We start from the raw sequence: 11,798 nt of genomic DNA, 5'->3' as shown, positions 1-11,798 counted from the left end.
CCCCGGGGAGAGCGGGCCCCTCACGCATGTGCGTCAGCCGTCGTCAGGAGGAGGCGGGGGGATACATCCCGGACGGCAGCTTCGCCGCCGCCGCGCGGTCCAGGAGCCACAGGGTGCGCGAGCGCCCGTACGCCTCCGCGGCCGGTGCCTGCACGCCGCCGGCCCCGCCGAGGGCGATGGAGACCGCGCCGGCCTTGTCCTCGCCGGCCGCCAGCAGCCAGACCTCACGGGCCGCCCGGATGGCCGGGAGAGTCAGCGAGATCCGGGTGGGCGGGGGCTTGGGCGCGCCGTGCACGCCGACCACCGTGCGGCTGGTCTCCCGGGCCGCCGGGTGCTCGGGGAAGAGCGAGGCGACGTGCGTGTCCGGGCCCACGCCCAGCATCAGCACGTCGAAGCGGGGGACCGGGCCGTGATCCTCCGGACCGGCCGCGCGCGCCAGCTCGGCCGCGTACGAGGCGGCCGCCGCGTCCACGTCCGCGCCGTACGGGCCGTCCGAGGCGGGCATGGCGTGCACGCGGGCGGGATCGACCGGGACGGAGTCCAGGAGGGCCTCACGGGCCTGGGTGTGATTGCGCTCGGGGTCGTCGGCGGGCACGTACCGCTCGTCGCCCCACCACAGGTCGAGCCGGTGCCAGTCGACCGCGTCGCGGGCCGGGGCGGCGGCCAGTGCGGCGAGCAGGCCGTTGCCGTTGCGTCCGCCGGTCAGGACCACGGACGCGGTGCCGCGCGCCGCCTGGGCGTCCACGATCTTCGTGATGAGCCGGGCCGCGGTGGCCTGGGCCATCAGCTCCTTGTCCCGGTGGACGACGACCTGAGGAGTCGTCATACCCATGTGCTGCCGCCTTCTTGGTGGTGTGTGATACCGCTGCGCGGAGCCGCTCCCCGCTCCGCCTCCAGCCCCGGTTCGGGAAGGAGCGGGGCGGGGAACAGGCTCCGCGCAGCGGGTCGGCTACGTGGCCGGGGCCTTCTTCGACGGCTTGGAGGCCGGCTTCGAGGGCTCGGCCTTGGCCGGAGCGCCGGCCTCGGCCTCGGCGCGGGCCTGCGGCTCCGGCGCATTCGCCGCCAGCTGGGACACGCCGTACTTCAGCGACGCCTCGTACGTGTTGTCCGGGTCCAGCCGGCGCAGCTCCTCCGCCAGGAGCTCGGCCGTGTCGCGGCGCTTGAGCGCCACGTTCCGGTCGGGCTGGCCCGGCATGCACAGCGTGGCCAGTCCGCCGTCCGCCCGGTTGAGGACGATATCGCCGTCCTTGGTGGCCAGGCGCACGGCCGTCAGCCCCGGACCCGCCGACAGCGTGCGGCGGACGGGCACCTGGAGCCGGTCCGCCAGCCACATGGCCAGCAGCTCGCAGCTCGGGTTGTCCGCCTCGCCCTCGACGGTCGCCGACACGACCGTCAGGGCCTGCTGGTCCAGCGCCGCGGCCAGCATCGACCGCCAGGGGGTGATCCGGGTCCAGGACAGATCCGTGTCCCCGGGGGCGTACGCACCGGCCCGGGCGCCGAGCGTCCCGACCGGATTCTCGCAGGAGTACGTGTCCGTGATGCGGCGCTGCCCGAGCGCACCCAGCGGATCGCCCGCCAGGTCCGTGGGGGCGCCGTCCGGCCACCAGACGACCACAGGCGCGTCCGGAAGGAGCAGCGGGAGAACCACCGACTGGGCGTGGTCGACCAGTTCGCCGTGAAGGCGCAGCACGACCGTCTCACCGCTGCCCGCGTCCGCTCCGACGCGGACTTCCGCGTCGAGCCGGGCGTCACGGCGGCTGCGGGGGGAGCGGCTGGCCCGCTTGATGACGACGACGATCCGCGAGGGGTGTTCGTGGGACGCGTCGTTCGCCGACTTGAGCGCGTCGTACGCGTTCTCCTCGTCGGTCACGATCACCAGCGTGAGGACCATGCCGACGGCCGGCGTGCCGATGTCCCGGCGTGCCTGCACCATCGCGGCATTGATCTTGCTGGAGTTGGTCTCCGTGAGGTCGATCTTCATGGCCGGCGCCAGCTCCGTCCGTCTCGTGCGAGCATCTCGTCCGCCTCGACCGGTCCCCAGGTGCCCGCCGGGTACTGCGCGGGCTTGCCGTGCTTGTCCCAGTACTCCTCGATCGGGTCGAGGATGTTCCAGGACAGCTCGACCTCCTGATGGCGCGGGAAGAGGTTCGCGTCGCCGAGGAGCACGTCGAGGATGAGCCGCTCGTACGCCTCGGGGCTCGACTCCGTGAAGGACTCGCCGTAGGCGAAGTCCATCGTGACGTCCCGGACCTCCATGGACGTGCCCGGCACCTTGGACCCGAAGCGCACCGTCACGCCCTCGTCCGGCTGGACCCGGATGACCAGGGCGTTCTGCCCCAGCTCCTCGGTCGCGCCCGACTCGAACGGCAGGTACGGGGCCCGCTTGAAGACCACCGCGATCTCGGTCACCCGGCGGCCCAGGCGCTTGCCCGTCCGCAGGTAGAAGGGGACGCCCGCCCAGCGGCGGTTGTTGATCTCCAGGCGGATGGCCGCGTAGGTGTCGGTCTTCGACTTGGGGTCGATGCCGTCCTCTTCGAGGTACCCGACGACCTTCTCGCCGCCCTGCCAGGCCGCCGCGTACTGGCCGCGCACGGTGTGCTTGCCCAGGTCCTCCGGCAGCTGCACCGCCGTCAGCACCTTGAGCTTCTCCGCCACCAGCGCCTTGGGGTGGAAGGAGCCGGGCTCCTCCATCGCGGTCAGCGCGAGCAGCTGCAGCAGGTGGTTCTGGATGACGTCACGGGCCGCGCCGATGCCGTCGTAGTAGCCGGCCCGCCCGCCGATGCCGATGTCCTCGGCCATGGTGATCTGCACGTGGTCGACGTACGACCGGTTCCAGATCGGCTCGAACATCGTGTTGGCGAAGCGGAGCGCCAGGATGTTCTGGACGGTCTCCTTGCCGAGGTAGTGGTCGATCCGGAAGACCTCGTCACGGGGGAAGACCTCGTGGACGACCTTGTTCAGCTCCTCGGCGCTCTTCAGGTCGTGACCGAAGGGCTTCTCGATGACGGCACGCCGCCAGGAGCCCTCCTTCTGCGCCAGACCGTGGTCCTTGAGCTGCTGGACCACCTTGGGGAAGAACTTCGGCGGGACGGAGAGGTAGAAGGCGAAGTTGCCGCCCGTGCCCTGCGCCTTGTCGAGGTCGTCGATCGTCGCCTTCAGCGTCTCGAAGGCGGCGTCGTCGTCGAAGTCGCCCTGGACGAAGCGGCAGCCCTGCACCAGCTGCTGCCAGACCTCCTCGCGGAAGGGGGTGCGCGAGTGCTCCTTGACCGCCTCGTACACCTCCTGGGCGAAGTCCTCGTGTTCCCACTCCCTGCGGGCGAACCCGATGAGCGAGAAGCCCGGCGGGAGCAGGCCGCGGTTGGCCAGGTCGTAGACGGCAGGCATCAGCTTCTTGCGCGACAGGTCACCCGTAACGCCGAAAATGACCAGGCCGGACGGCCCCGCGATGCGCGGGAGCCGCCGGTCCTGTGCGTCACGAAGCGGGTTCGCTCCGTTTACAGACAAAGTGGTCAGGCCTCCGTGGGGGCGAGGCGCTGCAGCTCCGCCTCGGTCGACTTCAGCAGGTCGTTCCAGGACGCCTCGAACTTCTCGACGCCCTCGTCCTCAAGCAGCTGAACGACATCGTCGTACGAGATGCCCAGCTTCGCGACCGCATCGAGCTCGGCACGCGCCTGCTCGTAGCTGCCGCGCACGGTGTCACCCGTGATCTGCCCGTGGTCGGCGGTGGCCTCCAGGGTGGCCTCCGGCATGGTGTTCACCGTGTTCGGGGCGACGAGGTCGTCCACGTACAGGGTGTCCTTGTACGCCGGGTCCTTGACGCCCGTCGAGGCCCACAGCGCACGCTGCTTGTTGGCTCCGGCGCGCTCCAGGGCGGCCCAGCGGTCCGAGGAGAAGACCTCCTCGTAGGCCTGGTAGGCCAGACGGGCGTTGGCGAGGGCCGCCTTGCCCTTGAGCGACTTCGCCTCGTCGGTGCCGACGGCGTCGAGTCGCTTGTCGATCTCGGTGTCCACGCGGGACACGAAGAAGGAGGCGACCGAGTGGATCAGGGAGAGGTCCAGGCCTGCGGCCTTGGCCTTCTCCAGCCCCGCCAGGTACGCGTCCATGACCTCGCGGTAGCGCTCCAGCGAGAAGATCAGCGTGACGTTGACGCTGATGCCCTTGCCGATGACCTCGGTGATCGCCGGCAGGCCGGCCTTCGTGGCCGGGATCTTGATGAGCGTGTTCGGCCGGTCCACCAGCCAGGCCAGCTGCTTGGCCTCGGCGATCGTCGCCGCGGTGTCGTGGGCCAGTCGGGGGTCCACCTCGATCGACACGCGGCCGTCCTGGCCGTCCGTGCGGTCGTAGACCGGGCGCAGGATGTCGGCGGCGTCCCTGACGTCCGCCGTCGTGATCATGCGCAGCGCCTCGTCCACGGTGACCTTGCGGGTCGCGAGGTCGGTGAGCTGTCGCTCGTAGCCCTCGCCACCGCTGATCGCCTTCTGGAAGATCGCCGGGTTGGTGGTGACCCCGACCACGTGCGACTGGTCGATGAGCTCGGCCAGGTTGCCGGACGTGATGCGCTTGCGGGACAGGTCGTCCAGCCAGATCGCCACGCCTTCGTCGGAGAGGCGCTTGAGTGCGTCTGTCATGGGAATTGCATCTCCTACTGGTGTAGTACGCGCGTCAGCGCGCGGCGGCGGCGAGGGAGTCCCGGGCGGCGGCGACGACGGCCTCCGGCGTGAAACCGAACTCGCGGAAGAGGACCTTCGCGTCGGCCGAGGCGCCGAAGTGCTCCAGCGACACGATCCGGCCCGCGTCACCGACGTAGCGGTGCCAGGTCAGGCCGATGCCCGCCTCGACCGCGACCCGGGCCTTGACGGAGGGCGGCAGGACGCTGTCCTTGTACGCCTGGTCCTGCTCCTCGAACCACTCCACGGACGGCATCGAGACCACGCGGGTGGGGATGCCGGCGGCCTGGAGCTGCTCGCGGGCCTCGACGGCCACGTGCACCTCGGAGCCGGTGCCGATGAGGACGACCTGGGCGTCGCCGCCTTCCGCCTCGAAGCGCACGTAGCCGCCCTTGACGGTGTTCTCGTCGGCCTCGTACGTCGGCACGCCCTGACGGGTGAGGGCCAGACCGTGCGGGGTGCCCTTGCCGAACACCTTCGTGTGGCGCTTGAGGATCTCGCGCCAGGCGATCGCGGTCTCGTTGGCGTCGGCCGGGCGGACGATCGTCAGGCCCGGGATGGCGCGCAGCGAGGCCAGGTGCTCGACCGGCTGGTGGGTCGGGCCGTCCTCGCCGAGGCCGATGGAGTCGTGCGTCCACACGTAGGTCACCGGCAGGTGCATCAGGGCGGACAGGCGCACGGCGTTGCGCATGTAGTCGGAGAACACCAGGAAGGTGCCGCCGTAGATACGGGTGTGGCCGTGCAGCGCGATGCCGTTCATGGCGGCGGCCATGGCGTGCTCGCGGATGCCGAAGTGGATGGTGCGGCCGTACGGGTCGGCCTCCGGCAGCGGGTTGCCCACCGGAAGGAACGAGGAGTCCTTGTCGATGGTGGTGTTGTTGGAGCCGGCCAGGTCGGCCGAGCCGCCCCACAGCTCCGGGATGACCGCGCCGAGCGCCTGGAGCACCTTGCCGGAGGCGGCGCGGGTGGCGAGGGACGTGCCGGCCTCGAAGACGGGGAGCTGCTCCTCCCAGCCCGCGGGCAGTTCGTTCGCGTTGATCCGGTCGAAGGAGGCGGCGCGCTCCGGGTTGGCGGTGCGCCAGGCGGAGAAGTCCTTCTCCCAGGCGGCCTTGGCCTCGCGGCCCCGGTCCAGCGCCTTGCGGGTGTGGGCGATGACCTCGTCGGCGACCTCGAAGGTCTGCTCCGGGTCGAAGCCGAGCACGCGCTTGGTGGCCGCGACCTCGTCGTCGCCGAGTGCAGAGCCGTGGGCGGCCTCGGTGTTCTGGGCGTGCGGAGCGGGCCAGGCGATGATCGAGCGGGCCGCGATGAAGGACGGCCGGTCCGTGACGGCCTTGGCGGCCTGGAGCGCGGCGAACAGGGCCTTCGGGTCGAGGTCGCCGTTCTCCTGCTGCTCGACGCGCTGGACGTGCCAGCCGTAGGCCTCGTAGCGCTTCATGGTGTCCTCGGAGACGGCCGTCTCCGTGTCACCCTCGATGGAGATGTGGTTGTCGTCCCAGAGGAGGACGAGGTTGCCGAGCTTCTGGTGGCCGGCCAGCGCGGACGCCTCGTGGGAGATGCCCTCCTGGAGGCACCCGTCGCCCGCGATCGCGTAGACCATGTGGTCGAACGGGGAGGTGCCCGGGGCCGCCTGCGGGTCGAAGAGGCCGCGCTCGTAGCGGGCGGCCATGGCCATGCCCACCGCGTTGGCGACACCCTGCCCGAGGGGGCCGGTGGTGGTCTCGACGCCGGCCGTGTGGCCGTACTCCGGGTGGCCCGGGGTCTTGGAGCCCCAGGTGCGGAAGGACTTCAGGTCGTCCAGTTCGAGCCCGAACCCGCCCAGGTACAGCTGGGTGTAGAGGGTCAGGGACGAGTGCCCCGCGGAGAGCACGAAACGGTCGCGGCCCACCCACTCGGGGTCCGCCGGGTCGTGCCGCATCACCTTCTGGAAGAGGGTGTACGCGGCGGGCGCCAGGCTCATCGCCGTACCGGGGTGGCCGTTTCCGACCTTCTGGACCGCGTCGGCGGCCAGGATGCGGGCGGTGTCGACGGCCCGCTGGTCCAGTTCGGTCCACTCGAGCTCTGTGGTGGTCGGCTTGGTGCTCACCTGGGTCAGGGCTCCTCTCCACAAGTTCGTGTCCCGGTGACGAACGGTGCACCGGCGATTCCGAGCCTACCCCCGCAACGGCGTGCAGCTATTCGAGTGCAGGCGGTCCGTCATCGCGCCGCCCACCCGCGTTCACCCGGCCACGGGGGCGCGGCGGATGCCGTGCCCCGTATGTATGCACGGTCCGATCGGCCCAACACGAGGCGACCCCGGCGCGGGGCGACGGAAGCGCAACGTCTACAGTGGCGTGGTACGCGCAAGCCTTAACCGGGCCTTCATGGTGTGAAGGGCCCGAGTCGGAGCTTGCTGGATTCTCTCTCAGGGGTGTGCGTGACGGCCGTCGAATCCCGTCCAGCGGGGGTGCTCGGGACGAGCCCCGGTCACCGGCCGTTCGGGACCCGCGTCATGGCTTTCGTGGCATTGACCAAGCCGCGGATCATCGAACTTCTGCTGATCACCACAGTGCCGGTCATGTTCCTCGCGGAGCAGGGCGTGCCGTCGCTGTGGCTGGTCCTGGTGACCTGCGTCGGCGGTTACCTGTCCGCGGGCGGCGCCAACGCGCTGAACATGTACATCGACCGCGACATCGACGCGCTGATGGACCGGACCTCCCAGCGCCCGCTGGTGACCGGCATGGTCAGCCCGCGGGAGTGCCTGGTCTTCGGCATCACGCTCGGCGTGGTCTCCACCCTGTTCTTCGGCCTGCTCGTCAACTGGCTGTCGGCCGCGCTCTCCCTCGGCGCGCTCCTCTTCTACGTGGTCGTCTACACGATGCTGCTGAAGCGGCGCACGACCCAGAACATCGTCTGGGGCGGCATCGCGGGCTGCCTGCCGGTGCTCATCGGCTGGTCCGCGGTCCGCAACGAGGTCTCCTGGGCCGCCGTCATCCTCTTCCTCGTCATCTTCTTCTGGACGCCGCCGCACTACTGGCCGCTGTCGATGAAGGTGGCCGACGACTACGCGCGCGTCGGCGTGCCGATGCTCCCGGTCGTCGCCGGCAACAAGGTCGTCGCGCGCCAGATCGTCCTCTACAGCTGGGTCATGGTCGGCGTCTCGCTGCTGCTGACCCCGCTGGGGTACACCGGCTGGTTCTACACCTCGGTCGCGCTGCTGGCCGGCGGCTGGTGGCTGTGGGAGGCGCACGCGCTGCACGCGCGGGCCAAGGCGGGCGTGACGGGCGCGAAGCTCAAGGAGATGCGCCTGTTCCACTGGTCGATCACCTATGTGTCGCTGCTGTTCGTGGCGGTGGCCGTGGATCCCTTCCTCCGTTGATTACTCGCCGGTAGCATGGCTTCCATGGGAGACACCGCAGACACCGCGGCCGCCGCAGGCGCCGCGGACAAGAAGCAGGACCGTACGGCCGCGAAGCTGGCCCGGCAGATCGGCGCCTTCGCCAAGCAGCACGGCGGCGCCGAGGGCCAGCTCGCCCACATCGGCCAGGCCGGCACCCGCATCGTGCTCGTGGGCACGGACGGCGGCTGGGGCGACCTGGTGGCCCCGACCTTCGCGGTGGCGCAGCTGGCCGCTCAGAAGGCCGGGCTGACCCTCCACGACGAGTTCGACGGGGAGTTCGCCGCGCGCGTGCGGACGGGCCCGTACGAGTGGTCGCGGATGGCCGGCCTCCAGCTCGGCGGAACCCCGAACCCGGCGGCCTGACCGGCCCGGACCGGCATCCGGGGCGCCGGCGTGCGCCCTCGGTCAACAGCCCGAGCAACACCTCACACCCCGCTCACCCGTTAGGACGTGTGGAAGCGCCTTCCCCACGTCCGCAACGGGATGCCCGGATGATCGAAACGCCGCCCCTGGTGGACCAGTACTGCCACGGAGTCCTCCGTACGGAGCTGGGCCTGGGCACCTTCGAGGCCCAGCTGATCCGCTCGGCCGGCCCGCCCGCCGCCGGCACCACCTTCTTCGACACCCAGACCGGTTTCGCGGTCCGCCGCTGGTGCCCGCCGTTGCTGGGGCTGGAGCCGCACGCCGCCCCCGCCCGCTATCTGGCCCGGCGCCGCGAGCTGGGCCCGGCCGAGTCCGCGCGGCGGCTGCTGCGGGGGTCCGGGGTCGCCGCCTACCTGGTCGCCACCGGCCCGGCCGAGGACCTCACCGCGCCCAAGGAGATGGCGCTCGCCGCCGACGCCGAGGCCTTCGAGACCGTACGGCTGGAGTCACTGGCCGAACAGGTCGCCGACACCTCCGGGACGGTGGCCGCCTTCCTCGCCAATCTGGCCGAGGCGATCCACCACGCTGCCTCGGGTGCCGCGGCCTTTGCCTGCTCCGCGACCCCGGCCCGTCCCGACGGCGCGCAGGGCACGGGCCTGGATCCCGATCCGCCCGGTCCGGGAGAGGTGCGCGGAGCGGCCGGACGCTGGCTGGCCGGGCGGCCGCGCGGGGGAGCCGTGGCGGACCCCGTACTCCTGCGGCACCTGCTCTGGAGCGCGGTGGCGTCCGGGCTGCCGCTCCAACTGCACACGGGCGCGGGGGATCCCGCGGTGCTGACCGGATTCGTACGGGCCACCGCGGGTTTCGGCACCCGGCTGGTGCTGCTCGGCGGATATCCGCACCACCGGCACACGGCGCGGCTCGCGGAGGCCTTCCCGCACGTCTACGCCGACGCCGGCGCGGGCCTGGGGCGGACCGGGGCGCGGGCCACGGCGGTCCTGGCCGAGCTGCTGGAGCTCGCCCCGTTCGGGAAGGTGCTGTTCTCCAGCGGGGGGCGGCGGCTGCCCGAACTGCACGCGGTGGGCGCCCTGGTGTTCCGCGAGGCGCTGGCCCGGGTGCTGGGCGGCTGGGTCGCCGAGGGGTCCTGGTCCTGGCGGGACGCGGAGCGGGTGGCGGCCATGGTCGCGGCGGGCAACGCCCGCCGCGTCTATCGGCTGGACCGGCCGTGAGGACGGCCCGGAGCGGACGGCCGGGACGGCTCAGACGGTGGAGAGCCGGGCGTCCGCGGGAGCGGGTGTGCCCGCTTCGGTGGCCGGCCGTTCCCGCAGGCTCAGGGCCAGCCGGAGCACGGCGACCCACACCAGGCAGGAGCCCAGCATGTGCACGGCGACCAGGACCTCGGGCACGTCGGTGAAGTACTGCACGTAGCCGATGCCGCCCTGGGCGAGCAGGACGAGCAGCAGGTCGCGGGCGCGCGCCCGGGTGTCGGCGGGTGCGTCGACCACGCGCAGCACCAGCCACATCGCGACGGCCAGCGCGCAGACCAGCCAGGCGGCGATCGCGTGCACGTGCGCGGTGACCTCCCAGTCGAAGGGCATCCGCTTGATCTCGCTGCTGTCGCCGGCGTGCGGGCCGGAGCCGGTGACCACCGTGCCCGCGGCGATCAGCACGAGGGTGCTGGCGATCAGGGCCCACGACAGCTTGCCCACCGGGCCGGGGACGCGCGGGCGGGGGGCGGTGTCGCCCTCGCCGGCGCGCTGCCAGGTGAGGGTCGTCACCGCGATCAGCGTGGTGGCGAGGAGGAAGTGCCCGGCCACGCTGTAGGGGTTGAGGCCCGTCAGCACGGTGATGCCGCCGAGCACGGCGTTGCTCATCACGATGGCGAACTGGAGCCAGCCGAGCCTGGTCAGCGAGTGGCGCCAGGGCTCGGCCGAGCGCGCCGCGAGGATCACCCAGCCGACGGCGGCACAGAGCACGTACGTCAGCATCCGGTTGCCGAACTCGATGGCGCCGTGGAAGCCCTGCTCCTGCGTCACGATCAGGCTGTCGTCGGTGCACTTGGGCCAGGTGTCGCAGCCGAGACCGGATCCGGTCAGTCGCACCGCGCCGCCGGTGACGACGATGGCCACGCTCATGACGAGCGCGGCGAGCGCGGCCCGCCGGACGATCCGGGGTGACGGGGTCCAGCGGCTGGCGATGAATGCGAGGGGGTTCAACACGCCCCATATCGTAGGCGACCCCTTGTGCAAACTTTCACGAGGGGGTGGGGGGCGGTGCGTCGGGGGCGGAGAGCAGCCGGAACCTGGCCCCGGCGGGGTCGCCCTCCTCGTGCCACCAGAGCAGCACCCGCCAGTGCGCGGCGTCGCCCGGATGGTCCGGCGACAGCGTGAAGCCGCGTACCAGGGAGGATGCGACGTCCTGGGCCGTCCGGTTCCGCACCTCCGTGGCACCGCGCCAGGGGTGCGGGAGCGCGTGCCACAACCCGTCGGCGCCGCGGACGTCGAAGCGCCACACCGCGAGCCAGGGGGTGACCTCCAGCATCGTGCGCACCTGCTCGGCGCCGAGGTGCAGCCGGGATGCGATCTCGGGCTCCTCCACCGACCGGATGCGGGCGGCCACCACGGCCCGGGGCAGCAGCCGCTCGGGCAGCAGGCCCCGTGTGCGCAGGCCCACCAGCTCGTCGAAGGCCAGGTAGCGCAGGCGCAGCTCCAGCTGGCGGCCGATGTGGTCGAGGGCCTCTTCGGCGGCCTCGGCCTCCTCCGCGGCGGGATCGGCCAGGAGCAGCCGGCGGAAGTCGGCCTCCGCGTCCACGGCCCAGGCCACCGCGTCCTCGGTGAGGCCCAGCTCGGCGAGGCGGTCCCCGAGGAACACCTTGGCCTGGGCGAGGCCCTGCCGGTTGACCGGATCCCGCTGGTCCAGTCCGGCCCAGACCTCCACCGCGGTACGGGTGAGGTCCCGGGCGCGCTCGCCGGCGGCCCGCTCCATGGCGCTGGGGCCCTGGTCGGCGGCCGCGCCCAGCGGGTGCCGCGGCAGCCGGTCCGCGTCGCTCAGCGGCCAGGCCAGCCACACCCCGTGGTTGATCAGCCCGCGGGCGTACCAACGGGCGTACTCCGGGGTGTGCCGGGCGGCGCGTTCGGAACTGCGCAGACCCTCCTCGATGGTGGCGAGGGCGCCCGCGCGGTCCCCCGCGGCGAACCGCAGGGCCGCCCGGTCGGCGAGGCGCAGCCCCAGCAGCGCGGTGCACTCGGGGTCGTCGGTGAGCGCGCGCAGGGCCCCGATCAGCTCGTCGAGGAGCCCCTCCTGCTCCGCCGGCTCCGCCTGTGCGACCCCCGCCCGCACCCGCGCCCACCGCTCGTCCAGCCGAAGAACGGCCTCCCGCTGCACCATGTCCG

Annotated in this window: 10 protein-coding genes; 3 read left to right on the top strand and 7 right to left on the bottom strand. The window is 72.1% G+C overall.

The genetic code is table 11. The annotated features are described in order from the left end of the window. Positions 1 to 43: 43 nt before the first annotated feature. The 5 genes from pgl to tkt form a co-directional block, all read right to left on the bottom strand. On the bottom strand, positions 44 to 826 hold the full coding sequence (pgl, locus tag ACFW2G_RS29265; RefSeq protein ID WP_037930080.1) for a 6-phosphogluconolactonase: 783 nt from the start codon (positions 824 to 826) through the stop codon (positions 44 to 46). A gap of 123 nt (positions 827 to 949) precedes the next feature. Next, entirely contained in the window at positions 950 to 1,981 is a 1,032-nt protein-coding gene (gene opcA, locus ACFW2G_RS29260) for a glucose-6-phosphate dehydrogenase assembly protein OpcA (protein ID WP_384454310.1), read from the bottom strand. Then, on the bottom strand, positions 1,978 to 3,504 hold the full coding sequence (gene zwf, locus ACFW2G_RS29255; protein WP_037930087.1) for a glucose-6-phosphate dehydrogenase: 1,527 nt from the start codon (positions 3,502 to 3,504) through the stop codon (positions 1,978 to 1,980). The genes opcA and zwf overlap by 4 nt, the downstream gene beginning before the upstream one ends. Positions 3,505 to 3,509: 5 nt before the next feature. Further along, on the bottom strand, positions 3,510 to 4,628 hold the full coding sequence (gene tal, locus ACFW2G_RS29250; RefSeq protein ID WP_037930090.1) for a transaldolase: 1,119 nt from the start codon (positions 4,626 to 4,628) through the stop codon (positions 3,510 to 3,512). A 34-nt stretch (positions 4,629 to 4,662) separates the two neighbouring features. Then, entirely contained in the window at positions 4,663 to 6,750 is a 2,088-nt protein-coding gene (gene tkt / locus ACFW2G_RS29245) for a transketolase (RefSeq protein ID WP_384582961.1), read from the bottom strand. 324 nt (positions 6,751 to 7,074) lie between these two features. Here tkt and ACFW2G_RS29240 point away from each other — a divergent pair, with 324 nt between their 5' ends. The 3 genes from ACFW2G_RS29240 (at position 7,075) to ACFW2G_RS29230 (ending at position 9,635) form a co-directional block, all read left to right on the top strand. Further along, positions 7,075 to 8,022, top strand: coding sequence for a heme o synthase (locus ACFW2G_RS29240; protein WP_078557166.1), 948 nt, complete (start codon positions 7,075 to 7,077; stop codon positions 8,020 to 8,022). A gap of 24 nt (positions 8,023 to 8,046) precedes the next feature. Next, entirely contained in the window at positions 8,047 to 8,406 is a 360-nt protein-coding gene (locus ACFW2G_RS29235; RefSeq protein ID WP_236647869.1) for a hypothetical protein, read from the top strand. A 128-nt stretch (positions 8,407 to 8,534) separates the two neighbouring features. Beyond that, a complete protein-coding gene (locus tag ACFW2G_RS29230) occupies positions 8,535 to 9,635 on the top strand; it encodes an amidohydrolase family protein (RefSeq protein ID WP_384582958.1) in 1,101 nt (366 codons plus the stop codon). Between the two features lie 30 nt (positions 9,636 to 9,665). Here the strand turns inward: ACFW2G_RS29230 and ACFW2G_RS29225 are convergent, their stop codons facing one another. Both ACFW2G_RS29225 and ACFW2G_RS29220 read right to left on the bottom strand, forming a co-directional pair. Next, positions 9,666 to 10,625, bottom strand: coding sequence for a heme A synthase (locus ACFW2G_RS29225; RefSeq protein WP_052031355.1), 960 nt, complete (start codon positions 10,623 to 10,625; stop codon positions 9,666 to 9,668). Positions 10,626 to 10,659: 34 nt separating this feature from the next. Then, positions 10,660 to 11,793, bottom strand: coding sequence for a hypothetical protein (locus ACFW2G_RS29220; RefSeq protein ID WP_384454298.1), 1,134 nt, complete (start codon positions 11,791 to 11,793; stop codon positions 10,660 to 10,662). Between the last annotated feature and the right edge of the window lie 5 nt (positions 11,794 to 11,798).

Source organism: Streptomyces sp. NPDC058880 (genome assembly GCF_042742535.1).
Lineage (GTDB): Bacteria > Actinomycetota > Actinomycetes > Streptomycetales > Streptomycetaceae > Streptomyces.
The sequence above is the reverse complement of the archived record's forward strand: the minus strand, read 5'-3'. Positions and strand labels throughout refer to the sequence as shown.

Bases quoted from the DNA above. Each gene is read 5' to 3' on its own strand.
- opcA (WP_384454310.1), bottom strand. From the start codon at position 1,981: ATGAAGATCGACCTCACGGAGACCAACTCCAGCAAGATCAATGCCGCG.
- ACFW2G_RS29230 (WP_384582958.1), top strand. From the start codon at position 8,535: ATGATCGAAACGCCGCCCCTGGTGGACCAGTACTGCCACGGAGTCCTC.
- tal (WP_037930090.1), bottom strand. From the start codon at position 4,628: ATGACAGACGCACTCAAGCGCCTCTCCGACGAAGGCGTGGCGATCTGG.
- ACFW2G_RS29235 (WP_236647869.1), top strand. From the start codon at position 8,047: ATGGGAGACACCGCAGACACCGCGGCCGCCGCAGGCGCCGCGGACAAG.
- pgl (WP_037930080.1), bottom strand. From the start codon at position 826: ATGACGACTCCTCAGGTCGTCGTCCACCGGGACAAGGAGCTGATGGCC.
- ACFW2G_RS29220 (WP_384454298.1), bottom strand. From the start codon at position 11,793: ATGGTGCAGCGGGAGGCCGTTCTTCGGCTGGACGAGCGGTGGGCGCGG.